Origin of the sequence: Sulfitobacter sp. AS59, assembly GCF_038899995.1 — a bacterium.
In the GTDB taxonomy this organism is placed as follows: domain Bacteria; phylum Pseudomonadota; class Alphaproteobacteria; order Rhodobacterales; family Rhodobacteraceae; genus Sulfitobacter.
The window spans coordinates 375,593-399,914 of the sequence record NZ_JBBMQK010000001.1 but is presented as its reverse complement, the minus strand read 5'-3'; the positions used below and the strand labels follow the sequence as shown (position 1 = coordinate 399,914).

24 protein-coding genes are annotated in these 24,322 nt (G+C 59.4%); 13 read left to right on the top strand and 11 right to left on the bottom strand.

The genetic code is table 11. The features are described from left to right. Nucleotides 1-48 precede the first annotated feature (48 nt). From grxD to WNY39_RS01990, 3 genes are read right to left on the bottom strand one after another with little or no spacing between them, the layout of a single operon-like run. On the bottom strand, nt 49-411 hold the full coding sequence (gene grxD / locus WNY39_RS02000; RefSeq protein WP_341234576.1) for a Grx4 family monothiol glutaredoxin: 363 nt from the start codon (nt 409-411) through the stop codon (nt 49-51). Beyond that, complete coding sequence (locus tag WNY39_RS01995) at nt 408-653, bottom strand: hypothetical protein (protein WP_341234575.1); 246 nt, start codon at nt 651-653, stop codon at nt 408-410. Before WNY39_RS01995 ends, grxD begins: the two co-directional genes overlap by 4 nt. An 18-nt stretch (nt 654-671) precedes the next feature. Next, nucleotides 672-908 carry a BolA/IbaG family iron-sulfur metabolism protein gene (locus WNY39_RS01990; RefSeq protein WP_341234574.1) on the bottom strand — a complete coding sequence of 79 codons (237 nt, stop codon included), beginning with the start codon at nt 906-908 and terminating at the stop codon, nt 672-674. Between the two features lie 138 nt (nt 909-1,046). Between WNY39_RS01990 and WNY39_RS01985 the strand changes: the two genes are divergently transcribed. From WNY39_RS01985 to WNY39_RS01960, 6 genes are all read left to right on the top strand, one after another. After that, a complete protein-coding gene (locus WNY39_RS01985; RefSeq protein WP_342843615.1) occupies nt 1,047-2,015 on the top strand; it encodes an XdhC family protein in 969 nt (322 codons plus the stop codon). Further along, on the top strand, nt 2,012-2,995 hold the full coding sequence (locus WNY39_RS01980) for a molybdopterin-binding protein (RefSeq protein ID WP_342843613.1): 984 nt from the start codon (nt 2,012-2,014) through the stop codon (nt 2,993-2,995). The genes WNY39_RS01985 and WNY39_RS01980 overlap by 4 nt, the downstream gene beginning before the upstream one ends. Nucleotides 2,996-3,119: 124 nt before the next feature. Then, on the top strand, nt 3,120-3,605 hold the full coding sequence (locus WNY39_RS01975) for a (2Fe-2S)-binding protein (RefSeq protein ID WP_341234571.1): 486 nt from the start codon (nt 3,120-3,122) through the stop codon (nt 3,603-3,605). Nucleotides 3,606-3,767: 162 nt separating this feature from the next. Next, nucleotides 3,768-6,131, top strand: a complete 2,364-nt coding sequence (locus tag WNY39_RS01970) for a xanthine dehydrogenase family protein molybdopterin-binding subunit (protein WP_342843611.1) — start codon at nt 3,768-3,770, stop codon at nt 6,129-6,131. Nucleotides 6,132-6,236: 105 nt separating this feature from the next. After that, a complete protein-coding gene (locus WNY39_RS01965) occupies nt 6,237-7,028 on the top strand; it encodes a xanthine dehydrogenase family protein subunit M (protein ID WP_342843609.1) in 792 nt (263 codons plus the stop codon). Between the two features lie 156 nt (nt 7,029-7,184). Then, nucleotides 7,185-8,936, top strand: a complete 1,752-nt coding sequence (locus tag WNY39_RS01960) for an OmpA family protein (RefSeq protein ID WP_342843608.1) — start codon at nt 7,185-7,187, stop codon at nt 8,934-8,936. A gap of 89 nt (nt 8,937-9,025) precedes the next feature. On the opposite strand, the gene infC is transcribed toward WNY39_RS01960, so the two are convergent. Beyond that, nucleotides 9,026-9,574, bottom strand: a complete 549-nt coding sequence (gene infC, locus WNY39_RS01955) for a translation initiation factor IF-3 (RefSeq protein WP_342844339.1) — start codon at nt 9,572-9,574, stop codon at nt 9,026-9,028. Between the two features lie 205 nt (nt 9,575-9,779). Between infC and WNY39_RS01950 the strand changes: the two genes are divergently transcribed. Further along, nucleotides 9,780-10,511 (top strand): hypothetical protein, encoded by a 732-nt coding sequence (locus tag WNY39_RS01950; RefSeq protein ID WP_342843606.1) that lies wholly within the window; start codon nt 9,780-9,782, stop codon nt 10,509-10,511. 81 nt (nt 10,512-10,592) lie between these two features. Here the strand turns inward: WNY39_RS01950 and WNY39_RS01945 are convergent, their stop codons facing one another. The 6 genes from WNY39_RS01945 to cysG form a co-directional block, all read right to left on the bottom strand. Beyond that, nucleotides 10,593-11,441, bottom strand: coding sequence for a ferredoxin--NADP reductase (locus tag WNY39_RS01945; protein WP_342843605.1), 849 nt, complete (start codon nt 11,439-11,441; stop codon nt 10,593-10,595). 72 nt (nt 11,442-11,513) lie between these two features. After that, nucleotides 11,514-11,915, bottom strand: a complete 402-nt coding sequence (locus WNY39_RS01940) for a DUF934 domain-containing protein (protein WP_093914817.1) — start codon at nt 11,913-11,915, stop codon at nt 11,514-11,516. Then, nucleotides 11,912-12,697, bottom strand: coding sequence for a phosphoadenylyl-sulfate reductase (locus WNY39_RS01935; RefSeq protein WP_342843603.1), 786 nt, complete (start codon nt 12,695-12,697; stop codon nt 11,912-11,914). The genes WNY39_RS01940 and WNY39_RS01935 overlap by 4 nt, the downstream gene beginning before the upstream one ends. After that, the gene (locus WNY39_RS01930; protein ID WP_342843601.1) at nt 12,687-14,351 is read right to left on the bottom strand and encodes a nitrite/sulfite reductase; all 1,665 of its coding nucleotides are present in this window, start codon (nt 14,349-14,351) and stop codon (nt 12,687-12,689) included. Before WNY39_RS01930 ends, WNY39_RS01935 begins: the two co-directional genes overlap by 11 nt. After that, complete coding sequence (locus WNY39_RS01925; protein WP_342843600.1) at nt 14,351-14,644, bottom strand: DUF2849 domain-containing protein; 294 nt, start codon at nt 14,642-14,644, stop codon at nt 14,351-14,353. The genes WNY39_RS01930 and WNY39_RS01925 overlap by 1 nt, the downstream gene beginning before the upstream one ends. Continuing rightward, nucleotides 14,644-16,038, bottom strand: a complete 1,395-nt coding sequence (cysG, locus tag WNY39_RS01920) for a siroheme synthase CysG (protein WP_342843598.1) — start codon at nt 16,036-16,038, stop codon at nt 14,644-14,646. Before cysG ends, WNY39_RS01925 begins: the two co-directional genes overlap by 1 nt. 139 nt (nt 16,039-16,177) lie before the next feature. Between cysG and WNY39_RS01915 the strand changes: the two genes are divergently transcribed. Next, a complete protein-coding gene (locus WNY39_RS01915; RefSeq protein WP_341234561.1) occupies nt 16,178-16,639 on the top strand; it encodes an Lrp/AsnC family transcriptional regulator in 462 nt (153 codons plus the stop codon). 5 nt (nt 16,640-16,644) lie between these two features. Here the strand turns inward: WNY39_RS01915 and WNY39_RS01910 are convergent, their stop codons facing one another. Next, nucleotides 16,645-17,826 (bottom strand): cytochrome P450, encoded by a 1,182-nt coding sequence (locus WNY39_RS01910; protein WP_342843595.1) that lies wholly within the window; start codon nt 17,824-17,826, stop codon nt 16,645-16,647. 60 nt (nt 17,827-17,886) lie between these two features. Here WNY39_RS01910 and WNY39_RS01905 point away from each other — a divergent pair, with 60 nt between their 5' ends. From WNY39_RS01905 to WNY39_RS01885, 5 genes are all read left to right on the top strand, one after another. Then, the gene (locus tag WNY39_RS01905) at nt 17,887-19,647 is read left to right on the top strand and encodes an ATP-binding protein (protein ID WP_342843594.1); all 1,761 of its coding nucleotides are present in this window, start codon (nt 17,887-17,889) and stop codon (nt 19,645-19,647) included. Then, on the top strand, nt 19,644-20,873 hold the full coding sequence (locus tag WNY39_RS01900; RefSeq protein WP_342843593.1) for a sigma-54 dependent transcriptional regulator: 1,230 nt from the start codon (nt 19,644-19,646) through the stop codon (nt 20,871-20,873). Before WNY39_RS01905 ends, WNY39_RS01900 begins: the two co-directional genes overlap by 4 nt. Before the next feature lie 247 nt (nt 20,874-21,120). Continuing rightward, nucleotides 21,121-22,122, top strand: a complete 1,002-nt coding sequence (locus tag WNY39_RS01895; RefSeq protein ID WP_342843591.1) for a DctP family TRAP transporter solute-binding subunit — start codon at nt 21,121-21,123, stop codon at nt 22,120-22,122. A 112-nt stretch (nt 22,123-22,234) separates the two neighbouring features. Further along, nucleotides 22,235-22,915 (top strand): TRAP transporter small permease, encoded by a 681-nt coding sequence (locus WNY39_RS01890; protein WP_341234556.1) that lies wholly within the window; start codon nt 22,235-22,237, stop codon nt 22,913-22,915. 4 nt (nt 22,916-22,919) lie between these two features. Then, nucleotides 22,920-24,296, top strand: coding sequence for a TRAP transporter large permease (locus WNY39_RS01885; RefSeq protein ID WP_093914826.1), 1,377 nt, complete (start codon nt 22,920-22,922; stop codon nt 24,294-24,296). The last annotated feature ends 26 nt before the right edge of the window (nt 24,297-24,322 follow it).

Below are 24,322 nucleotides of genomic sequence, written 5' to 3'. Positions count from 1 at the left end.
GCTGGCACGCCAAACGCACCAGCCCCCATGATAAAATCAGCCGTAAAATCAGCCGTTTGCTTCGCGGATCTTGTCGGCGGCGTCTTGGTCGAATTTGACGTCGTTTTCAGCCAGCAATGTGTCCAGCTCACCCGACAGCATCATTTCGGTGATGATGTCACAGCCGCCGACGAATTCACCTTTGACATAAAGCTGCGGCACGGTGGGCCAATCGGAAAAATCCTTGATGCCTTGGCGCAATGCTTCGTCGGCCAACACGTTCACGTCGGCATATTCGACTTCCATATAGTTCAGCACACCGGCCACACGGGACGAAAACCCGCATTGTGGCATGGATTTTGTGCCCTTCATGAACAGCACTACGTCGTTGGCTGTGATGGTCTCTTTGATTTGTGTTGCCGTATCGGTCATTTCGATTTGTCCTTTGGTATAAAGCGTTTGGCGTATTCTTGCGGGTCCTTGGGAATACGGTACGTGGTTTGATGCCCGCCCCCGCCGCCGCCAGAGTGATAGGTTGTTTCGATCTCGTGATAGCCCTTGCCAGGCAGCGACCCGCGGTCGGTATCACGGGTATGGCGCAGGGATTGCAGGCCGCGCAGCACCGCCACGATCAGCACCAGAACTGCCAGTATAACGACAAGTGTCAGGTCCATGGGGCGTGCTCCTTGGGGTTAATCGGGGGCCTTGGTCGTCAGGGCCAGCGCGTGCAAAGCCCCGCTGGGGCCGTCCATCTTGCCCTTGAGAGCGGCATAGACGGCGCGTTGTTGCTGCACGCGGTTTTTCCCGCGAAAGCTTTCGTCGATGACCATCGCGGCCATGTGGACACCATCATCGCCTTGGACCTCGATCTTGGCGTTGGGGAATGTTTCGCGCAAAAGGTCTTCGATATCGCTGGCTTGCATCGGCATGGGGGCGGCTCCGTTCGGTTGTGTCAGCCAAGATGTAGTAGTGCGCGCGGCGGCGTGCAAGTTATCTCATTGAGCGATTGCCGATGACGCACTACATATATCAAACCGCACCGCGCCGCAAAACCGGAGACACCCCCGATGGACATCTTTGAAGACGCACCAGAACGCGCTTATGCATGGGCCCAAGCGGGCCGTGGTGCTGCATTGGCCACAGTTGTCGAAACCTGGGGATCGGCCCCGCGCCGGGTGGGCGCGCAGCTGGCGATTTCCGGCGATGGCGAAATGCAGGGGTCTGTTTCAGGCGGCTGCGTCGAAGGGGCCGTGGTGATCGAGGCGCTAGAGGCGATCGAAGAAGGCACATCGCGCCTGTTGGAATACGGTGTCAGTGATGGCGATGCTTTTGCGGTCGGGCTGGCCTGTGGTGGTAAAATTCGCGTGCTGGTGGAACCGATTGGCGATAGGGGCATGCCCTTTGATATTCTGGCCGATCTGGTCAAGGCACGTGCCGCACGCAAACCTGTCGGCTATGCGGTGTCACTGTCGGGCGGCAATGCACGTCTGGTGGGCGAGGGGTACGAGAACCGTTTTCGGATGGACCGGTCGGGCGTCGAGGAAGATGGCGATACCTTTGTTGCGATCCACAATCCGCCTTTGCGTCTGATCATTGTGGGCGCGGTGCATATTGCGCAGGCTTTGGCCCCGATGGCGCAGATTGCTGGGTTTGACGTGGTGGTGATCGACCCGCGCGAGGCTTTCGGATCGCAAGCACGCTTTCCCGAGGCACGGGTGATCAACGACTGGCCCGATGCGGCGCTGGAAGAGGTCGGCGTCGATACCCGCAGTGCTGTCGTGTTGCTGACCCATGACCCGAAACTGGATGATCCGGCGTTGCATATCGCGTTGCGCTCGCCCGCGTTCTACATCGGCGCGCTTGGGTCTAAACGCACCCATGCATCGCGGGTGGATCGGCTGACGGCAGCGGGGTTTAGCGGCGATGATATCGCACGGATCGCGGGCCCTATTGGCCTTGATATCGGGGCGGCTGGCCCACCCGAGATTGCCGTGGCGATCCTCGCGCAGATGGTGCAAAGCCTGAGAAAACCGTGAAGTTCGGGGCCATCGCCACGCAGGATGCAGCAGGCGCGCTTTTGGCGCATTCCGTCGCTTTGCCCAACGGGCGGCTGCGCAAAGGCCTGCGGCTTGAGCAAAACCACATCGACGATCTGCTGGCTGCGGGGGTGGCGCAGGTCACCGTGGCGCAACTGGCAGCTAGGGACGTGGATGAAAACACCGCTGCGGCGCAATTGGCGCAGGCCTTGCTGGCCGATCATCCGCATCTTGAGATGACAAACGCCTTTACCGGCCGTGTTAATTTGCTGGCCAAGGGGCCGGGGGTGGCCGTGCTGGATGTCGCTGCACTTGAGGCTGTGAATTCGGTCCATCCGATGATCACATTGGCCACGGTGCCGCCGTTTCAGCAGATGGCGAATGGCGGCATGGTCGCGACGATCAAGATTATTTCATATGGCGTCGATCAGGATGATCTGGCGCGGGCCTGCACAGCGGGACGTGGGGCAATACGCCTTGCGCCGCCGGTTTTGCCAGACGCGACATTGATCATCACTGAGATCGCGAAAGGGGCAGGGGACAAGGGCCGCGAGGCCATCGCGAACCGCCTTGCCGCGCTGAACATCGCGCTCAAGGATGTGGTCATGGTGCCCCATCAGACGGCGGCCCTAAGTGCGGCGATCAAATCTGCGGACACGGGGCTGGTATTGATCCTGACCGGATCGGCCACCTCGGATATTGATGATGTGGCCCCCTCTGCCTTGCGTGCCGCTGGTGGCACGGTTGAACGTTTCGGCATGCCTGTTGATCCGGGCAACCTGCTGTTTCTGGGCGCGCTGGAAACGCAAAAGGTGATCGGATTGCCGGGGTGCGCACGGTCGCCCGCGCTGAATGGCGCGGATTGGGTCTTGGCGCGGATCGCGTGTGGTATTGCCGTGACCGACCGTGACATTGCCGCCATGGGCGTTGGTGGATTGCTCAAGGAAATTGCGACCCGGCCCCAACCGCGCCGCGGGTAATCACAGCTATTTGCACGAAAATTTCCCATAAAATCATGCATTGCAAAATATTTTTGTTCTCAACTGGCGGGTGGCATGCTTAACTTGCCGTAACGAGATCAAGAACACTTAAGGGAGGATATCTATGACACAGGTCAAAATGACCGTGAACGGCAAGCCCGCGTCTGGCGAGGTTGAGGGCCGTACACTGCTGGCGTCGTTTCTGCGTGAAAACCTGCACCTGACGGGCACACATATAGGTTGTGACACCAGCCAATGTGGTGCCTGCGTTGTGCATGTGGATGGCGAGGCCGTCAAAGCCTGCACCATGCTGGCGGTTGAAGCCGAAGGCGCGGACGTGAAAACCATCGAATCCATGGCCAATGCCGATGGATCGCTGAACGTGATCCAGCAGGCGTTTCAGGATCACCACGGTCTGCAATGCGGTTTTTGCACCCCCGGCATGGTCATGTCTGCTTCGGCGCTGCTGAAAGACAACCCCACACCGACCGAGGACGAAGTGCGCCACTATCTGGACGGCAACATCTGCCGCTGCACCGGTTACCACAATATCGTCAAAGCAATCATGGCCGCATCCGGCCAGGACGTCAGCGCGCTGGCGGCTGAGTAAAAGCGGCGCGTCTGACCCGTGCGGGGAGGCACGGGAATGACGCAATAATCCGCAATAAATAAGGCGTATCCCTGCGGTTCTGGGTGGCGCCACACCAACAGATAAAACCTGCAAACGCGATGGTGCCCATCACATGCGGCACCCCATAGGGAGGAGAATACTATGCCAAAGGATGGCGGAATTGGTGCCAGCAGCAAGCGGCGCGAAGATATTCGGTTTTTGACCGGCGAGGGTAATTATACCGACGATATTAACCTGCATGGTCAGGCCTATGTGTTCTTTCTGCGCTCGGACATCGCGCATGGTACGTTGAACTCAGTTGATACATCGGCCGCCGAGGGCATGCCCGGCGTGGTCAAGATTTTCACTGGTGCGGATTTTGAAGCCGTCGGATCGATCCCTTGCGGTTGGCAGGTGACGGACAAGCATGGCGAAGTCATGCAAGAACCGCGCCACCCCGTTCTGGCCCACGGCAAAGTGCGCCATGTAGGTGAACCGATTGCAGCCGTTGTGGCGGAATCATTGGCCGAAGCCCGCGATGCCGCCGAAGCCATCGTGCTGGACATCACCGATCTGCCCGCCGTCATCGACATGAAGGAAGCCGTGAAAGACGGCGCGCCCAAGGTGCATGACGATCTGACGTCGAACCTGTGCTACGACTGGGGCTTTGTCGAAGAAAACAAAGGTGCGGTCGATCAGGCGTTCAAAGACGCGGCCCATGTCACCACGCTGGAGCTGGTCAACAACCGTTTGGTGGCCAACCCGATGGAGCCTCGGGTTGCAGTTGGCGATTACGCCCGAGGCACGGGCGATCACACGCTCTATACCACTTCGCAAAACCCGCATGTTATCCGGCTGCTGATGGGCGCATTCGTTTTGGGCATTCCTGAACATAAACTGCGCGTTGTGGCCCCGGATGTGGGCGGCGGTTTCGGCACCAAGATTTTCCACTACCAAGAAGAAGCGTTCTGCACCTTTGCAGCCAAGGCCTGTAACCGTCCCGTCAAATGGACATCCAGCCGGTCAGAGGCGTTCATGTCGGACGCCCATGGCCGCGACCACGTCACCAAGATCGAGATGGCGCTGGATGCGGACAATAACTTCACCGCTTTACGTACAGATACTTACGCCAACATGGGCGCGTATCTGTCGACGTTTGCGCCGTCGGTTCCAACATGGCTGCACGGCACCTTGATGGCGGGGAATTATAAAACGCCGCTGATCTATGTGAACGTTAAGGCCGTGTTCACCAACACCGTTCCCGTCGATGCCTATCGCGGCGCGGGCCGCCCCGAGGCGACCTATCAGCTGGAACGTCTTGTTGATAAATGTGCGCATGAGCTGGGCGTTGATCCGATTGCCCTACGGCGTCAGAACTTTATCACCGAATTCCCCTATGCCACCCCTGTGGCGGTGGAATATGACACGGGCGATTACGTAGCGACCATGGACAAGCTGGAAGAGATTTCAGACTTGGCCGGTTTCGCCGCCCGCCGCACCGCGTCAGAGGCCAAAGGCAAGCTGCGTGGCTTCGGTGTGAACTGCTATATCGAGGCCTGCGGCATCGCGCCGTCGAACCTTGTCGGGCAGTTGGGCGCACGTGCGGGCCTGTACGAATCGGCCACCGTGCGGGTGAATGCCACCGGTGGTCTGGTTGTGATGACCGGATCACACAGCCACGGCCAAGGCCATGAGACCGCGTTCCCGCAAGTCATCGCGGAAATGATCGGCATCCCCGAGGATATGATCGAGATCGTGCATGGCGATACCGCCAATACGCCAATGGGTATGGGGACTTACGGGTCCCGTTCCCTTGCCGTGGGCGGGTCTGCCATGGTGCGTGCGACGGAAAAAATCATCGCCAAAGCGAAAAAGATCGCGTCACACCTGCTGGAAGCCTCCGAGGGCGATATCGAGCTGAAGGACGGCGCGTTCAGCGTTGCCGGCACGGATAAATCGGTGGCGTGGGGCGATGTGACACTTGCCGCCTATGTGCCGCATAACTATCCGCTGGAGGACATCGAACCGGGTCTGGAAGAGACGGCATTTTACGATCCGTCAAACTTTACCTACCCGTCGGGTGCCTATGCCTGCGAGGTCGAGCTGGACCCGGAAACCGGCCATGTGACAATCGAACGGTTCGCGGCTGCCGATGACTTTGGCAATATCGTGAACCCGATGATTGTGACAGGTCAGGTGCATGGCGGGTTGGCGCAAGGGATCGGTCAGGCGTTGATGGAGAACTGTAGCTATGACAGCGACGGCCAGTTGCTGAGCGCGTCCTATATGGATTACGCGATGCCACGTGCTAGCGATTTGCCATTCTATACGGTCGATCATTCCTGCCAGACGCCTTGTACGCACAACCCCTTGGGCGTCAAGGGCTGCGGCGAGGCGGGGGCGATCGGATCGCCACCGGCTGTGGTGAATGCGGTGCTTGATGCGATGCGATCAGGTGGCAAGGATGTAGGTCATATCGACATGCCCGTGACGCCCGCGCGGGTGTGGGCGGCGATGAACGGATAAGAGGATAGGACGGGAGTGGGGGCCAGCCCCCACACCCCCGGAGTTTATTTGGCAAAATGAAGACGAGGGTAGGGAAATCCTGCCAAGTTTTTGGAAGGACGGAAGATGTATAATTTTGATGTAGAAAAGCCGACCAGCATCGCGGATGCGGTGGCGGCCCTGGGGCGAGAAGAGGCGCAACCAATGAGCGGCGGGCAGACTTTGATCCCGACCCTCAAGGCGCGTTTGGCGATGCCGTCAGTCTTGGTGTCGCTGCGTGGTATCGCCGAGATGCAGGGCATTTGCACCGATGATCAGGGGCGTCTTTGTATCGGGGGTGGCACGTTGCACGCGGTTGTCGCGAAAGAGGCGGCTGCGCATTATCCCGCGCTTGCTGGCTTGGCCGCGTGTATTGGCGACCCCGCCGTGCGCAACCGGGGCACCATCGGTGGATCGGTTGCCAACAATGACCCCTCTGCCTGCTATCCGGCGGCAGTCTTGGCCAGTGGTGCGACGGTTGTGACGAACGCGCGTGAAATCGCGGCGGATGATTTCTTTGAAGGGATGTTCGCGACGGCGCTTGAAGAGGGCGAGATCATCACCGAGGTGAAATTCCCGATCCCTGAAAAGGCCCATTACGAGAAGTTCATCCAACCGGCCTCGCGGTTCCCACTGGTCGCGGTATATGTCGCCAAGTTCAGCGACGGCGTACGCGTCGCCGTCACGGGTGCCTCGGAAAACGGCGTCTTCCGCTGGGGTGAGGCCGAGGCGGCGCTGTCGTCGAATTTCTCTGCAAGCGCGGTCGACGGGCTGACCGTGGATGGCAGCGGCATGATCAGCGATCTGCATGGATCGGGCGATTACCGCGCGCATCTGGTGGGTGTGATGACCAAGCGGGCGGTTGCCGCGCTGAGCTAAACCACCAGGCACTCTATCTGGCAAAGCCGTCTTTGAGCGATCAAAGGCGGCTTTCCGCTGTCTGATGAGGGGGTTCTGGAACCTAACAAGCCGCCATGTGTTGAATACCGAGCGCTGCCCGAACGGCGTTTGGATTTAATTTCATAAGGACATGAAATGTTTAGAGTTCTAAAATCGACGACTTCTTTGACGATGTGTTTGGCATTGGCGTTACCCTCGGGCGGGTTCGCGCAATCTGCCACTGTTGGCTGTGCCCCAGAAGGGGGCGAGGCAGTATTCCCTTGCGTTTTGGCGGATGGCACTGAGGTGCAGAATGCGGAACAATTGACCGATCAGCTTGAAGGCGCTGTTACTGGCATCTTGGATGGGACCGGTGCTGTCGAGGCCGAGGCTGACGCCAGTGTTGAAGCAGAAGCGGAAACGGAAGCGACCGATGATGCGCAAGCCACGGCCGATGCTGTAGCTGCAGAGGCTGAAGCCGCGGCCCAAGCAGAAGCGCAAGCGGCGGCAGATGCTGCTGCGGCGCAGGAAGACGCCATTGCCGCGCAAATCGCGGCTGATGCAGAAGCCAAAGCTGTGGCTGATCAAGAGGCAGCGGATCAGGTAGCAGCGCGAGAGGCGGTGCAAGAATCCGTTCCCGCATCTGAGCCGGCACCTAGCGCCGAGGCAGAGACTGCCCCCGCAGCACAGGCCGAGGTGACAGCGGAGCCACAAGCGGAAGCCACCACTGAGGTCCAAGCGGAAGCTGAGGAACCTCAAACAGAAGAGCAGATTGCAGCCGAGTTGGCCGAGCAACAGGCTGCCGAGGAAGCCCGCCAAGAACAACGCGCTGCCGAAGCGTCTGCCGCTGCTGAGGCCGCTGCCGCTGCGGATAGTGGTGAAGTAGAAGCGCAAGTAGAGACCGAGGAGGTCACCGCCGAGCAAACCCGCAGTTCAGATGAAGAGTTTGACAGCCAAGTGACGGGCGAGGCGTCTGGTGATGCGTCTGCCAATGCCGCTGTCCAAGCGGCCCCGCAAGAAGACGACGGTATGAGCAAGTTCGAAAAAGCGCTTCTGTTGGGGCTTGGTGCTGTTGCCGTGGGGGCCGTTTTGAAAAACGGGTCGAAGGTTGTCAGCAACTCGGGTGATCGGTTGGTTGTCGAAGACCAATATGGCGATTTGCGCGTGTTGAAGGATGACGATGCGCTGGTCCGTCAGGCCGGTGACGAAGTGCGCCGCGAAACGTTTAACGACGGGTCGGCACGTACAACTGTGACCAAACCAGATGGCAGTCAGGTTGTGACAATTCTGGGCCGCGATGGCACGGTTTTGCGCCGGATCAACATCGACGCGCAGGGCAATGAATATGTGCTGTTCGACGATACACGCGAAGAACGCCGCGTTGTGGTGAACGAACTGCCGCAGATTGAACAGCGCAACACGCTGGCCAGCGAGCAGAACGAAGAGGCGCTGCGTCTTGCCTTGGAAACCCAGCTGCGTGGCGATCAGGCACAACGCTATTCGCTGCGTCAGGTGCGCGATATCCGGCAGGTCCGTGCACTGGCCCCTGAGATCGAGCTGGATGCGGTGCGTTTCGCGACCGGGTCCGCTGCGATCCGGCCAGAGCAGGCGAAATCACTGGCAAAAATCGGGACAGCCATCAGCAACGCCATTCGCAACGATCCGCGCACGGTGATTTTGGTCGAAGGGCACACCGATGCGGTTGGCGATGCGGGCTATAACCTTGCGCTGTCTGACCGTCGTGCTGAAACCGTGGCGCTGGCGCTGACCGAGTATTTTGACGTACCGCCCGCCAACCTGATTACGCAGGGCTATGGGGAAAGCACGCTGAAAATCCGCACGTTGGATGCTGAACCCGCGAACCGCCGTGCGGTGGTCCGCAATATCACCAGCTTGCTGCGTCAGTAACGTCGGCCCCTAACAACGAACCTTAAAACGAAAAACGCCCCCGCGAGGATATCGCGGGGGCGTTTGTATTTAGCTACCGTTAAAACAGCTTACTTGTTCGGCATCGGGCCGATCAGCATGACCATCTGGCGGCCTTCCATCTTAGGAAAGTTCTCGACGCGGCCGACTTCTTTGGTGTCTTCTGCAACACGTTCAAGCAGCTCGCGGCCCAGATTTTGGTGCGCCATTTCACGACCGCGGAACCGCAGCGTGATCTTTACCTTGTCGCCATTGTCCAGAAACTTGAACACGTTACGCATTTTGACTTCGTAGTCATTGGTATCGGTGTTCGGTCTGAACTTGACCTCTTTGATCTCGATGATCTTTTGCTTTTTGCGCGCTTCGGCTTCGCGCTTTTGCGTCTCGTATTTGAATTTACCGAAATCCATGATCTTGCACACGGGCGGGTTGGCATTGGGAGAAATCTCGACCAAGTCCAGTCCTGCTTCTTCGGCCATTTCCATGGCGCGGCCCGGTGTCACGACCCCGACGTTTTCACCGTCGGCACCAATAAGGCGAATTTCGTTAGAGCGGATATTTTCGTTAATGCGCGGGCCGGTATCTCTTTGTGGCGGCGCGTTATGGGGTCTGCGAGCGATGATGAACGTCCTTTGATTGTTCCGAATTCTCGAAGTCAGAAGGTAAACGTGCCACCGCCCTTCTTCAAGACGCAAAATGGGCTATACTTGAGCAAAATGGGCAAATCGGGTTGCAACTGCGTACTCTAACCCTCATTTGAGCCGATAAGCACGTATTTCGCGTGCGCAAGAACGAAGCTAGTTGGTCTAAAGGGACACATATATCATGAAAAATCTAGTCTGGATCGTTGTCGCAGCGGTGATCGCAATTGGGGGATACATGCTGTATTCCGGTCGCTCGGTTCAAGAGATCGCGACAGAGGCAGCCGATGCCGTCAATGCACCCGAAGCATTGGAAAGCGCCACAGCCGCCGTTGGCGATGCCGTGGATGCAACCGAAGGTGCCGTCGCTGACGCAGTTGAAGCAACAACCGAGGCCGCTGATGCAGCCGCAGAAGCAGCAGCTGAAGCCGCATCCGAGGCAGCCACCGCCGCAACTGAGGCCGCAACCGCCGCTACAGAAGCCGCAACTGAGGCCGCGTCTGACGCCGCAGCAGCCGTATCCGAGACAGCATCCGAGGCGACAGACGCAGCCGCCGAGGCCGCTGAAAACGCCGCAGCAGCCGTTGCGGATACAGCATCCGAAGCAGCCGAGGCCGCATCCGATGCGGTAACAGCAGTTGAAACCGCAGCCACAGACGCAACCGCGTCGGTTGACGCCGCAGCAGACACAGCAGCCGAAGCAACCGTCGAGACACCCGCAGCCGATGCCACCGTCGGCGCAGACGCGGCAACAGTCGCAGGGTTCGATCTGGATGAGGTTCAAGCGCTTGTTGATCAGTCTTCCTTGCCAGAGCTGCAAAAGACCATGTTCAAGCGTGGCCTGACCGCAGCACAAGACAACCCCGAAGCGCTGGAATCGATCCTTGGTCGTATCCGCAAAGCTTTGGATATGTGATCTGATCCGACCCGTCGGACAAAAGAAAACCGCGCCTTCGCAAGAGGGCGCGGTTTTTTCATGTCTGCAGGGTAGGGGCGTTTAGCCGACGAACGCCTTTTCGACCACGTAATGCTTAGGGTCCGAATTCGCCCCTTCTTCAAGACCGAAACCTTCGAGGACTTCCTTGATGTCCTTGTTAAAGGCAAGGCTACCGCAAACCATGCCGCGGTCGGTTTCTGCGTTGATCCCATCAATGCCCAGATCGGCAAAGACGGTGCCATCTTCCAGCAGGGTGGTGATGCGGCCCATCTTGGGGCTTTGTTCACGGGTGGTGGTTGGATAATAAACGATCTTGGCCAGATTATCCTTGCCGATCAGCTCGTGCATCATCTCGTCGTTTTGGATGTCTTCGATCAGGCTGCGGCTGTAATCCAGCTCGGCCACGTCGCGCACGGTGTGGGTGACGATGACTTGGTCAAAGTTCTCATAGGTTTCGGGTTCGCGCAGCAGCGAAGCAAAAGGCGCGAAACCGGTGCCGGTGGCAAACAGCCACAAACGTTTGCCGGGCAACAGCGCGTCATGCACAAGCGTGCCAACGGGTTTGGGGCGCAGGATGATCTGATCACCGGGCTGGATATGCTGCAATTTCGAGGTCAAAGGGCCGTCTTGCACCTTGATCGAATAGAACTCCAACTCTTCGTCCCATGACGGCGACGCAATGGAATAGGCGCGCAGCAACGGCTTTTGCTTGCCGGTCTTGGGGTCAGGGTCACCCATCAAACCGATCATCACAAATTCACCCGACCTAAACCGCAGCGACGCAGGGCGTGAGACGCGGAAGGAAAACAACCGGTCCGTCCAGTGTTTTACAGAAGTGACGGTTTGCGCGTCGGGCAAGGTGGGTACGGGTTTGGCGTCGGTTTGGGGCACGATTGTCTGCTCGGTCATTATTTCATCGACAGGCAATTGGCCCGCCGTCCTTTGTATAGGGGCAAGTGGGGGGGAGGGAAAAGGCCGGTCTTAGCCGCGCAGCCGCGACTGATAGTCATGGTCCTGCCAGTTGGCGCGGGCCAGCCATTGATCCTGCGGCTGGCGCGCGGCCAGATCATCGGGGATCTCGACCTCGTCAAAGCCGGAACGGCGGGCCATGGCGTATTGATCGGCCAGAACATGACCATGGGCCCGCAGCCGCCCAGTATAGCCACGAAGGCGCAGATTGCGCGCGATGGTAAAGCCGCGCCCGTCGGCCGAGCTGGGGAAATCGATGCGGATCATCTGGAGGGTTGAGCTGAGCTGGATATCCTCCGGCTGCGCGTCCGAGGGTACATCAAGGGATGCCGCATCATTCGCGCATCCGAGCGCCGTAAAACCGGCTGCCCAGTCATCTGCAACAAAACCCTGATCGGTTACCAATTGTGTCATGTGTCTGCTCCTATCCGCACCATTTTACCATCGACAAAATGGATGCCGCATTCTTCTTTTTCACTGTTCCGCCAACGCCCTGCGCGGGGGTCTTCGCCCGGTTTGACCGGCGATGTGCAGGGCGCGCAACCGATGCTCGGATACCCCTGGGCCACCAGCGGATGCCGGGGCAGGCGGTTTTCATCAATATAATCAGAGACATCCGCGGCCTGCCAATGGGCCAGCGGGTTCACCTTGATCCGCGCAGGCGCATCTGGTGGGGTTTCGACCTCGAAAAAAGGGAGGGATGCGCGGGTACCTGATTGGAATCGTTTGCGCCCCGTGACCCAACCATCAAACCCTTGCAGGGCTGTCTGTAGGGGCAGGGTTTTGCGCAGCGCGCAGCAGGCATCGGTGTCGCGCAGGTGCAAGGTGCCGTCGGGGTCTTTGTCCGAGATATCAGCGGCCCGAATGGTCTGGATGTTGCGCAGGCCAAGGCGTTCGGCCAGCTCGTGCTGATAGACCAGCGTTTCGGCAAACAGCATTTCCGTGTCAATAAAGATCACCGGCAGATCACGTTTGACCATCGCCGCGAGATGCAGCAAGGCCACCGATTCCGCGCCAAAGCTGGACACCAGCGCAAGGTTCGGCACGTGCTTGATCGCCGCGCGCAGTACGTCCGTCGCGCTGTGATGGCGCAGCTGATCGTTCAGCGCGTCCACTTGCGCGGTCAGCTGTGCGATGCGATCCGGCCCTTCGGGGAGGATTTTTTGTCCATTTGGAACGATTGTGTCACGCGGCATTGGCACGGGCTTCTGGATAGAGGGCGGCCTTGAACGGGGCCAACCCAAGGCGGCGGTAGGTTTGCAGGAAGGTTTCCGCAGGTTCGCTGCGCAGATCAAGATAGCCGCGCACCAGACGTTCAATGGCGGGGATGATTTCATCGGCCGAGAAACCGGGGCCGGCGCGTTCGCCGATGGCCGCGTCTTGGGTGCCGTCACCGCCAAGGGTGATTTGGTAGTTTTCTACGCCAGCGCGATCAAGGCCTAGGATGCCAATATGACCCACGTGGTGGTGACCACAGGCGTTGATGCAGCCCGAGATTTTGATCTTGAGCGGGCCAACTTCGTGTTCCAGCTTGAGCTCGTCAAAGCGGGTCGCGATTTCTTGGGCAATCGGGATCGAGCGGGCCGTGGCCAGCGCGCAGTAATCCATGCCGGGGCAGGCAATAATATCGCTGATCAACCCGATGTTCGCCGTGGCAAGGCCGACGTTTTTCAGTGCGGCATGCAGGGCTGGCAGATCGGCGCGGTGGACATGGGGCAGGATCACGTTTTGCTCGTGGCTGATGCGGAGTTCGTCATGACCGTATTGCGCGGCAAGATCAGCCATCACATGCATTTGGTGCGCAGTTGCGTCGCCGGGCGTCGCGCCATGGGCCTTGAGGCTGATCGACACGATCGTATAGCCTGGCGCGTGGTGATCGGCGAGGTTCGTATCGGCCCAGCTGCGGAAGACGGGATCGCTGTCGTAGGCTGCGGTATAGGCGTCCAGCGGCGCGGTTTTGAACGTCGGCTTGGCGAAGTCCGCCTCGATCCGGGACAGCATCTGTTGGTCCACGCCGGTGAACTGCGGGCGGATCAGCGCGTAGCGTGCGTCGACGCGGGCACGAATGTCGTCGATGCCGTTTTCATGGACGGTGATCTTGATGCGGGCCTTGTATTTATTATCGCGGCGGCCCAGCAGGTTATAGACCGACACGATGGCCTCGAGGGTTGGCAGCAGATCATCGCTGGCCACGAAATCATAGAGCACCTTGCCGATCATCGGTGTGCGACCAAGGCCACCGCCGACAATCACCTGAAAGCCAAGTTCGCCATCACGTTCGACGATTTGCAACCCGATGTCGTGGGCTTTGATCACGGCGCGGTCGTGGGGGGCACCGGAAACGGCGACCTTGAACTTGCGTGGCAGGAACTGGAATTCGGGGTGATCGGTGGACCATTGGCGGATCAGCTCGGCCACGGGGCGGGGGTCTGCGACCTCGTCCGCGGCGGCACCGGCGAAATGGTCGGCGGTCACGTTGCGGATCGTGTTACCGGAGGTCTGGATCGCGTGCATGTTCACTTCGGCCAGCGCATCCAGCATGTCTGGCACATCGCGCAGCTGCGGCCAGTTGTATTGGATGTTCTGGCGCGTGGTAAAATGGCCATAGCCCTTGTCCCATTTCTCCGCAATATCGGCCAGCTTGTGCATTTGCGTGCTGTTCAGCGTGCCATAGGGGATGGCGACGCGCAGCATGTAGGCGTGCAGTTGCAGATAGAGACCGTTCATCAGGCGCAGCGGCTTGAATTCATCCTCGGTCAGGGAGCCGTCAATGCGGCGTTCAACCTGCGCGCGGAATTGCGCGTTGCGCTCGGCCAGAAAGGCGTCATCGAATTCGGTATAGCTATACATTACAGGGTCTCCTGTTTGCCATGGGCATAGTTTGACGGGCCTTTGGCGCGAAACGCTTCGCGGAAATGGACGGGCTGTGGCACCGGATTAGGATCGACGTCGGCGAGATACACGCCGACGACCAGATCAACCTGCTGGCTGGCATCGATCAAGCGCAGATCGGCGTCGGCCTCGTCGGTTAGGACTTCGGCTTGGGCCAGATCGCGGGTCCAGCCGGTCGCGGTTTGATAGATCACGTCGCCTTCAAGCAGGGCGTTTGCGGTGACAACTTTGGGGGTGAAGGGTTTGGCCATTATGCCATCTCCTCTTGCAGGATTTCTGTTGAGGCCAGTGCCGCCGCGCGCGGGGCCAGGCCATAGAATGTCATCGCAGGGCCGTTCATTTCGGCATCTGCCAGATCAGTTGGGAGACGGTCCAGCGTGGTTTCCAGAATGCGTTGTTCGGGGCGCGAGGCGTTTTCGATCACGGTCACGGGGGTGGTGCGGTCGGCACCATGCATGATCAGGCGACCTTGGATAAAGCGGGCGGATTTCTTGCCCATATAAATCGCGGCAACCTCGCCGGGGCGCGCAAGGTTGGCCCAGTCGTGATCTGCAAACCCCTTCATATCGTGGCCGGTCAGGAAGCGGACGCTGGCATTGCGCCCGCGTTTGGTCAGGCTTTGCCCGATTGTGGCGACAGCGGCAGAGGCAGAGGTGATGCCCGGCACGATATGCCAGCCGATGTTATGGGCATCGACGGCATCGATTTCTTCGTCCAGACGGCCGAACACGGTCGCGTCACCGGATTTCAGACGCACGACTTGGGCACCGCTTTGGGCGTGTTCGACCAGCAGATCGTTGATCGTCTCTTGGGCGGTGGAGGGGCCAAAGCCTTCCTTGCCAACATCGATCATCAGCGCCTCGCGGCGGGCAAGCTCTAGGATCTCGGGGCTGATCAGGCGGTCATAGATCACCACGTCCGCCTCGTCCAAGGCGCGGCGGGCTTTCAGCGTCAGCAGTTCGGGATCACCGGGGCCACCGCCGACAAAGGCGACGTGACCCGGGCGGGCGGCACGGGTCAGGTGATCGGCCAGCAGGGTATCAAGCGTCTCGCCGACTGCCGCTTCGCCGTTCGCCACAGCACGGGGGCCAGCATTAAAGTAATAGTCGCGCCAGAAATCACGGCGCGGGCGGCCAAAAGGCAGGGCGTCTGCCACTTTGCGAAAGCCTTTGCCGATGCGCGCGAGGGTGCCCAGTGTGGTGGGCAGGCGTTCCTCAAGATCAGCCTTGATCGCGCGGGCCAGTACGGGTGCCGCCCCTTCGGTGCCGATGGCGATGGTCACGGGATCGCGGTCAACAATGGCGGGCGTGATAAAGGCGCTGTCGTGCAGGTTGTCGACGATGTTCACCAACGCGCCCTCGGCGCGCGCGATGGCGGCAGTGCGGGCGTCCTCGATGGCGTCTTCGTCAGCGGCATAGAACAGTTTCGCGCATAGAACATCGCCAAGTTGCAGCGCGCGGGTATGCAGGGTCAGCCGGCCCGCATCTGCCCATTGGACCAATTCAGGTACGGGCTCAGGCGCGTAAACGCTGATCTTGGCTTGGGATTTCATCAACAGGCGCAGCTTGGCCAATGCGGCATCGCCGCCGCCCGACAACACAATGCGTTGCCCTTTGGTGGAAAGGAAAATCGGGAAATGATCCATGTTGCTGTCCTTGCGCTTGCCTTGGGGTATATATAGGAAATAATTCCGATACTGCGCTAGATGTCTGGACATATAAGAACATGTGTTCTAATTCGCCGGGTAGTTGGAACAGAAGACCACAAACCAAAGGATACGCAGAATGGACGTTCGTATAGACGAGGTAGATCGGAAGATTTTGTCGCAGCTTCAGCGGGATGCGAGCCAATCTTTGGACGATATTGCCCGCGAAGTCGGGTCTTCCAAGACGCCTGTGTGGAACCGGATTCGCAAATTACGCGAGGCGGGCGTGATCGGACAGCACACCGTTGTGCTGGATGCCGAGGCGTTGGGGTTTGAGGCGTGCTTCTTTGTTCTGATACGCACGTCAGAGCACGAGGCCGACTGGCAGGCGGCTTTCCTTAAGGCGCTGCAAGACCGCCCCGAAGTGCAGGAAGCGCATCGTTTGGCGGGCGATATCGACTATATCCTCAAGGTTCGGGTCAAAAACGCGCGCGCCTATGATGCGTTCTATCAAGCGCTGATCTCGGAGGTGCGGGTGCATAATGTCACGGCACTTTTGTCGATGGAGCAGATTAAATCGACGACAATGCTACCGCTTTAGACCGCCTAAACCTCGACCATCAGACGTTCAAGTTTGTGGAAGTGATAGGTGTTTGCATAATGCGGTGGCTCAGCCAGCCGTAGCCCAGGCGCCTGGTCAAAGAGCGCGCGCAGGCCGATCTGCATCTCAAGCCGGGCCAGCGGGGCACCGACGCAGAAATGCAAGCCACCGCCAAAGGCCGCATGTGGTTTCACGGGCCGCGTTGGGTCAAAGCGATCCGGATCGGCATAAACGGCAGGGTCACGCCCCGCAGCCCCAAGCACCAGCGCGATTTTCTTGCCCTTGGCCAGCGTGATGCTGTCCAGATCGATATCCTCATAAGCAAAGCGTTCGAACACATGCAGCGGTGGATCGTAGCGCAGGATTTCCTCGGTCGTGGCAGCGATGGTATCGGGCTGAAATGCGTCCAAAGGTGTTTCATTCGCCAACGCGCAGGCCACACCGTTGCCAAGCGCATGCACCGTCGCCTCGTGCCCGGCGTTCAGCAGCAAAATGCAGGTGCCGATCAGGGCATCGGTGCTGAGCCGTTCGCCGTCTTGTTCGGCTGCAATCAACTGCGTGATCAGATCATCGCGCGGGTCCGTGCGGCGCTGATCAACATAGCCGCGCAAAAACGCGGTGAAATCAGCGGCGGCGGCGTTGGCTGCATCCTCAACCGCGCGGGTGCGGCCGGTTTGATAGATCGCGACCATGGCGTTGGACCAGCGCAAAAGATCGGGCCACATTTCCTCGGGAACGCCCAGCAGTCGCGCGATGATACGCACGGGCAATTGGGTGCAAAAGGCGGGGATCAGATCAAACGGGCCTTGGGGCAATGCGGCCAGCAATTCAGCGGAAATCGTCTCGATCTCGGGCGCGAGGCCGGCAATCCGGCGCGAGGTAAACGCCCGCAACACAAGGCCGCGCAGGCGCGTGTGGGTGGGCGGTTCAAGCTCAAGCATCGAATGCTGGTCGATCGCATGGAAATCCGCGAGATGCGCCGGGACAGGCTGTTGCTGATCTGCGGGAATTTCGCGGCCCAAACGCCTGTCGCGCAGCAACGCCTGCACGGTCGCGGCGTCAAAGGCGGCCAACATTCCGTAATCGTCCCAATACTGCACTGGCGCATCGGCGCGCGCGCGGGCATAGGCGGCATAGGGATTTTGCACGAAATCAGGGTCTTGCGGGGATTGGAGAAAGGTTTTCATACGCCGCAGGAATACCGCGCCCTCTGGTCTTTGCAAGCCGGTCTGTGCCAAATTGTGAAAATGAATGCTGCACTTGGTCGTCGCATCGCGACGTGGTTGATATTTTTGATGGTTGTCGCCGCCCTGTCAGCAGGGGTCTGGCGCTATGCCTATTGGCAGGGGCTGGACCAGCTTAGCGCACGCGGCAAGGCGGATTTATCCGTGGCCAGCGACCGTTTGGTGGCGCAGGTACAGCGCTATCGTGATCTGGCGGTGTTTCTGTCCGATCATCCGCAGATCAGTGACGTGTTGCAGGGCAGGGCACCGGGCACCGCGCGGGATTTCTTGCAAGATGTGGCGGATAAATCGGCGGCCTTGGACGTGCGCGTGGTGGATTCTGCGGGGCGTGTTCTGGCCTCGCCGCAAAGCGCGCCGGGTGAGGTGTTGATTGACCTGCCATTCGTGCGCCGTGCGCTTCGCGGGGCGCTTGGCTGGGGCCACGGGCCAAGCCTGCCGCTGACCGACCGTGCCTATTTTCACGCGGCCCCGGTGTTCGATGGCGCGGGGCTGGTCAAGGGGGCCGTGGTGGTCACGACCGACCTGAACGGCATCGATTACGGCTGGCGCGGCAGCAATCCGGCGGCGTTCTTCACTGACGATGCGGGGGTTGTGCAAATTTCCAACCGGTCGGAAATGCTGTTCTGGCAGCGGCCCGAAGGCACCTCTGGCCTGATCCCGCCCGACGGTGCGGCACTGGCGTTTGAGGCCGGATGGGTCAACGGGCACGAGATTTGGAAGATGGGCTGGGGCCCGTATCTGCCGGACGAGGCGCTGCATCTGACAACGCCGCTGCCCATCGTTGGGTTCATTGGCGAGGTGCTGCTCGACGTGGCACCCGCACGCCGTTTGGCCCTGTCGCAGGCGGCGGCGGTGGCGGCCTTGTGTCTGGCCTTTGGCGCGTTGCTGTTTCTGGCAACCGAACGCCGCCGCGCCTTGTCACAGGCCAACGCCCGATTGGAACGTCGCGTTGCCAAACGCACTGCAGCACTGAACGCCAGCAACACCGAGTTACGCCGCGAAGCCGCCGAACGGGAAGAGGCCCAAGCCGCCTTGCGCCGTGCGCAGGCCGATCTGGTGCAGGCGGGCAAACTGTCGGCGTTGGGGCAGATGTCGGCGGGCATCAGTCACGAGCTGAACCAACCGCTGATGGCCATCCGGTCCTTTGCGGAAAACGCAGGGCAGTTCATGGCCCGCGACAAGCCCGAGCGGGTGACCGAAAACCTGTCGCGGATTTCGCAGATGGCCGACCGTATGGCGCGGATCATCCAAAACCTGCGCGCCTTTGCACGACAAGAAAGCGTGCCTCAGACCCAAGTTGACGTGACGCGCGTCGTCTCAAGCGCGATCGAGCTGACGCAAAGCTATCTGGCCAAGGCCGGTGTGACGCTGGAATATACGCCGCCGGACGCGCCCGTATGGGTGCGCGGCGGCGAGGTCCGGTTAAGTCAGGTGTTCGTGAACCTGATCACCAATGCCGCAGATGCCATGGCCGACGCCCAGACCCGCAAACTGACCATCCAGATAGATTGGTCCGACGCGGTGTTGGTGCAGTTTATGGACACCGGGCCGGGGATCGAGATGCCCGACAAAGTCTTTGATCCGTTCTATACCACCAAATCCGTGGGGGGCAGCGACAGCAGCGGCATGGGGCTGGGCCTGTCGATCAGCTATGGCATTGTGCAAAGTTTGGGCGGGCAAATCCGTGGCAAGAACCTTGACGGCGGCGGGGCGATGTTCTCTGTCCGGCTGGAACGCGCACAGATGACCGAGGCCGCCGCATGAGCAGAACCGTTTTGCTGGTAGATGATGATGCCCATGTGCGCGAGGCCTTGGCCCAAACGCTGGAGCTGGCCGATGTCGATGTGATCGCGGCGGGGTCGTTCGTGGCATCAAAAGATCAGATTACAGCCGGTTTTGACGGCATCATCCTGTCTGATATGCGGATGCCGGGGCGCGACGGGTTTCACCTGCTGCAATACGCCCATGATCAAGACCCCGATCTGCCGGTGATCTTGCTGACGGGCGAGGGCGACATCCCCATGGCCGTCCGCGCGATGGAGGCAGGGGCCTTTGACTTCCTTGAAAAACCCTGTGCGCCTGCGGCCTTGTTGGCTGTGGTTGAACGGGCGTTGAAAACCCGTGCGCTGGTGCTGGAAAACCGCCGGTTGTTGCAGATGGTCGAAAGCGGTGATCCGGCGGCACGGTTGATTTTCGGCAGTTCTGCCCTGTCCGAAGCGTTGCGCAGTAAGGTCCGCCGCGCCGCGACCACCGATGCCGAGGTGCTGGTCACCGGCCCGTATGGATCGGGGATTTCTAAGGTTGCAGAGGTGATTCATCTGTCCTCCCCGCGCTCAAAAGCGCCGTTTGTGAAACGCGCGGGCGAGGGGTTGTCGCCATCCGATCTAAGCGACGCGTTGGCCACGGCGGGCGGGGGCAGTCTGTTTCTGGACGAGGTCACCCATCTGCCTGCGCAAACCCAGCTGACCTTGATCGAGGCTTTGGAAAACACCGCCGAGGTCCGTCTGATCGCAGGCAGCACACATGATCTGTCTGCGATGGTCGGCGAGGGGCGTTTTCACGCAGACCTATATTACCGGCTTGAGGTGATGCCGGTACGCATCCCGTCATTGGCCGAACGGCCCGAGGATATTCCGATCTTGTTTCGGCGCTATGTTGATCAGGCGGCGGAACAATCGGGCCTTGCTGTGCCACCAATCTCGCCTCAGGTGATTGCCGGGTTGATGGCGCGTGATTGGCCGGGAAATGCGCGCGCCTTGATGTCAGCCGCAATGCGGTTTGTGATGGGCGTGGCAGATGATGTAGCACCGGATGCGGATCTGGGGCTTGCCGAACAAATAGCGCAGGTGGAACAGTCATTGCTGCGCGCAGCGCTCAAGCGGGCAGGCGGGCAGGCCAGTGCCGCTGCATCAGCGCTGAAACTGCCGCGCAAGACGTTTTACGACAAGCTGACCCGCTACGGGATTCGGGCCGAAGACTACCGCAGTTGAACCTGTGCGGTTTTCCGCACAACGACGCATCCGCGCGTGCGGGTTTTCGCACAGGGCATTGCGGGTGGTGTTTTCGTAGGTTCCATATAGACCCGTAGGTAGCTGAATTTATTATAATTTTGCCAGAAATTCGACCTCCCTTGTAACAGGCTTGTGAGGTGGTGAATTTAACGATCTAATTTCGCCACCGCAGTCGGACCCCCGATTGCCGAGACATTAAAATCAGTTCTCTGGGAGGAGACACCACATGAAATTCCTGACAACAGCCGCAGTCGCGCTGACCCTTTCCGTGAGCGCAGGTGCCGTATCTGCCGCATGTGATGACGGTGAAATTCTGATCAAATTCAGCCACGTTACAAACACCGACAAGCACCCAAAAGGCATCGCCGCGACCCTGCTTGCCGAGCGTGTGAACGCCGAGATGAACGGCAAAGCCTGCATGGAAGTGTTCCCGAACTCGACCCTGTACAACGATGACCAAGTTCTGGAAGCAATGCTGCAAGGCGACGTTCAAATGGCGGCCCCGTCGCTGTCGAAATTCGAACAGTTCACCAAGCAATTCCGCATCTTCGATCTGCCGTTCATGTTCAAAAACATCAACGCCGTTGACGAATTCCAAAGCTCGGAAACAGGTCAAGCGATGAAAGCATCGATGGAACGTCGCGGCCTGTCCGGTCTGCAGTTCTGGCACAATGGCATGAAACAAATGTCGGCCAACAAGCCGCTGAACTTGCCTTCTGACGCAGACGGTCTGAAATTCCGCGTTCAGGCGTCTGACGTGATCAAGGCCCAAATGGAAGCCATCGGCGTTTCCCCACAGCCAATGGCGTTCTCTGAGGTGTACGGCGCGCTGCAAACCGGCGTTGTGGACGGCCAAGAAAACACATGGTCCAACATCTATGGCCAAAAGTTTTTCGAAGTGCAGGACGGTATCACCGAAACCAACCACGGTGTTCTGGACTATATGGTCGTGACATCCACAGACTGGTGGAACAGCCTGCCAGACGACGTGCGTACGCAGCTTGCGACCATCCTCGAAGAGGTCACAACCACACGTAACGCCGCCGTTGGCGAAGTGGATGCCGAAGCACGCCAAGCGATCCTGGACGCGGGTTCGAACATCATCGAGCTGGACGCAGACACGCGCCAGATCTGGGTTGATGCGATGATGCCCGTCTGGGCCGAGTTCACAGCAGATGTGGGCCAGGAAAACATCGACGCAGCGCAAGCGATCAACGCCAAGCACTAAGTCAAACTGATAAATGCCCCGCCCGTCCTGGGCGGGGCATTTTTTGCATCTGGCAACCGGGGGCATCCCGCGTCGTATGTGCCAGCTTTCTGCATTCAAGCGGAGTTTTCTTATGTCATCAGGATACCAACCCACATCGGCCTTGGGCCGGATCGTGCACGAGTTCGAGGAAACGGCGATTGCCGTGATTTTGGGCCTGATGACGATCATCACCTTTATCAACGTCGTCTTGCGTTATGGCTTTAACACAGGCCTGATCTGGGGCCTTGAGGCGGTGACGTTTCTGTTCGCATGGCTGGTCCTGTTCGGGATGAGCTATGCGGTCAAAGTCACGGCACATCTGGGCGTCGACGCGGTGATCAACCTGTTTTCACCCCCCGTACGCCGCATGATCGCGCTGGTCGCCTCGGCGATTTGCATCTTTTACGCGATGCTGCTGCTGAAAGGCGCTTGGGATTACTGGGCACCTTTCGCGGGGCTGGATGCCACATCGGGCCGTTGGTTCCCCACCGGGTTTGAAAACAGCCGCGATCAGGCGTGGTATTCGACCGTGGATATCCCCATGCCGGAATGGCTGCGCTTTATCGAGGCGTCGATGAACCAAGGCGAGGCCTATGAAAAGCTGCCGCGCTTTATTCCTTATGTGATGCTGCCCATCGGTATGGCATTGCTTTTGTTCCGCTTTATCCAAGCAGCGGTACGGATTTTCACAGGTGTTTCGACCAGCCTGATCGTCAGCCACGAGGCCGAAGACGACATCGAGGCCGTCAAACATATGAACGCGGGAGACTGAGCGGATGGAAGTCCTTATACTATTTCTGATGATTGTCGGGCTGATGCTGCTGGGCTTGCCCATCGCGGTCAGCCTTGGCTTTTCGTCCATCGTATTCCTGCTGGTCTTGTCGGATTCGTCGCTGGCGTCGATTGCGCAGACATTTTTTCAGGCGATGGCCGGGCATTATACCCTGCTGGCGATCCCGTTCTTTGTCTTGGCGTCCTCGTTCATGTCGACGGGCGGTGTGGCGAAACGGATCATCCGTTTCTCAATCGCGCTGGTCGGGCATTTTCCGGGCGGTCTGGCGATTGCGGGTGTCTTTGCCTGTATGATGTTCGCAGCCCTTTCGGGATCGTCGCCAGCCACCGTGGTTGCCATCGGGTCCATCGTGATCGCGGGGATGCGCGAAACCGGCTATACCAAGGAATTCGCCGCAGGCGTCATCGCCAACGCGGGCACCTTGGGCATCCTGATCCCGCCGTCCATCGTGATGGTGGTCTATGCATCGGCCACAGATGTGTCCGTGGGCCGGATGTTCTTGGCAGGTGTGATCCCGGGCCTGCTTGCGGGTTTCATGCTGATGCTGACGATCTATATCATGGCGCGGGTTAAAAACCTGCCGCGGGGCGAATGGCGTGGCTGGGCCGAGGTCTTTGCCTCTGGCCGTGAAGCAGGCTGGGGCCTGATGCTGATCGTGATCATTCTGGGCGGCATCTATGGCGGTATCTTTACCCCGACCGAGGCCGCCGCTGTGGCCGCTGTCTATGCCTTCTTTATCGCCTGTTTCGTCTATCGCGATATGGGGCCGCTGCATGTGAAGGGCGAAGGGCGCAATCTGTCGCTGCTGCGCAAGCCTGCGGCATTGGTATCGGTGTTCTTTCACCGCGACGTGCGCGATACCTTGTTCGAGGCGGGCAAGCTGACGGTGACGCTGATGTTCATCATCGCCAACGCCCTGATCCTGAAACATGTGCTGACCGACGAACAAATCCCGCAGCAAATCTCGGCCGCGATGCTGAGTGCTGGCTTTGGGCCGATCATGTTCCTGATCATCGTCAATGTGATCTTGTTGATCGGTGGCCAGTTTATGGAGCCGTCGGGCCTGTTGATCATCGTTGCACCGCTGGTGTTCCCCATCGCGATGGAACTGGGCATCGACCCGATCCATCTGGGTATCATCATGGTGGTGAACATGGAGATCGGGATGATTACGCCGCCCGTGGGTCTGAACCTGTTCGTGACCTCGGGCGTGGCGAACATGCCAATGATGAAAGTGGTTAAGGCTGCATTGCCCTTCACCGCCGTGTTGTTCGTATTCCTGATCATGGTCACCTATATCCCGATCATATCGACCTGGTTGCCGACCCTGATGATGGGGCCAGAGGTTCTGGTGCGGTAACGATCTAGGACGATGAAAAGCAAAGG

Bases quoted from the DNA above. Each gene is read 5' to 3' on its own strand.
- grxD (WP_341234576.1), bottom strand. From the start codon at position 411: ATGACCGATACGGCAACACAAATCAAAGAGACCATCACAGCCAACGAC.
- WNY39_RS01995 (WP_341234575.1), bottom strand. From the start codon at position 653: ATGGACCTGACACTTGTCGTTATACTGGCAGTTCTGGTGCTGATCGTG.
- WNY39_RS01990 (WP_341234574.1), bottom strand. From the start codon at position 908: ATGCCGATGCAAGCCAGCGATATCGAAGACCTTTTGCGCGAAACATTC.
- WNY39_RS01985 (WP_342843615.1), top strand. From the start codon at position 1,047: ATGGACATCTTTGAAGACGCACCAGAACGCGCTTATGCATGGGCCCAA.
- WNY39_RS01975 (WP_341234571.1), top strand. From the start codon at position 3,120: ATGACACAGGTCAAAATGACCGTGAACGGCAAGCCCGCGTCTGGCGAG.
- WNY39_RS01970 (WP_342843611.1), top strand. From the start codon at position 3,768: ATGCCAAAGGATGGCGGAATTGGTGCCAGCAGCAAGCGGCGCGAAGAT.
- WNY39_RS01965 (WP_342843609.1), top strand. From the start codon at position 6,237: ATGTATAATTTTGATGTAGAAAAGCCGACCAGCATCGCGGATGCGGTG.
- WNY39_RS01960 (WP_342843608.1), top strand. From the start codon at position 7,185: ATGTTTAGAGTTCTAAAATCGACGACTTCTTTGACGATGTGTTTGGCA.
- WNY39_RS01950 (WP_342843606.1), top strand. From the start codon at position 9,780: ATGAAAAATCTAGTCTGGATCGTTGTCGCAGCGGTGATCGCAATTGGG.
- WNY39_RS01945 (WP_342843605.1), bottom strand. From the start codon at position 11,441: ATGACCGAGCAGACAATCGTGCCCCAAACCGACGCCAAACCCGTACCC.
- WNY39_RS01940 (WP_093914817.1), bottom strand. From the start codon at position 11,915: ATGACACAATTGGTAACCGATCAGGGTTTTGTTGCAGATGACTGGGCA.
- WNY39_RS01935 (WP_342843603.1), bottom strand. From the start codon at position 12,697: ATGCCGCGTGACACAATCGTTCCAAATGGACAAAAAATCCTCCCCGAA.
- WNY39_RS01930 (WP_342843601.1), bottom strand. From the start codon at position 14,351: ATGTATAGCTATACCGAATTCGATGACGCCTTTCTGGCCGAGCGCAAC.
- WNY39_RS01925 (WP_342843600.1), bottom strand. From the start codon at position 14,644: ATGGCCAAACCCTTCACCCCCAAAGTTGTCACCGCAAACGCCCTGCTT.
- cysG (WP_342843598.1), bottom strand. From the start codon at position 16,038: ATGGATCATTTCCCGATTTTCCTTTCCACCAAAGGGCAACGCATTGTG.
- WNY39_RS01915 (WP_341234561.1), top strand. From the start codon at position 16,178: ATGGACGTTCGTATAGACGAGGTAGATCGGAAGATTTTGTCGCAGCTT.
- WNY39_RS01910 (WP_342843595.1), bottom strand. From the start codon at position 17,826: ATGAAAACCTTTCTCCAATCCCCGCAAGACCCTGATTTCGTGCAAAAT.
- WNY39_RS01905 (WP_342843594.1), top strand. From the start codon at position 17,887: ATGAATGCTGCACTTGGTCGTCGCATCGCGACGTGGTTGATATTTTTG.
- WNY39_RS01900 (WP_342843593.1), top strand. From the start codon at position 19,644: ATGAGCAGAACCGTTTTGCTGGTAGATGATGATGCCCATGTGCGCGAG.
- WNY39_RS01895 (WP_342843591.1), top strand. From the start codon at position 21,121: ATGAAATTCCTGACAACAGCCGCAGTCGCGCTGACCCTTTCCGTGAGC.
- WNY39_RS01890 (WP_341234556.1), top strand. From the start codon at position 22,235: ATGTCATCAGGATACCAACCCACATCGGCCTTGGGCCGGATCGTGCAC.
- WNY39_RS01885 (WP_093914826.1), top strand. From the start codon at position 22,920: ATGGAAGTCCTTATACTATTTCTGATGATTGTCGGGCTGATGCTGCTG.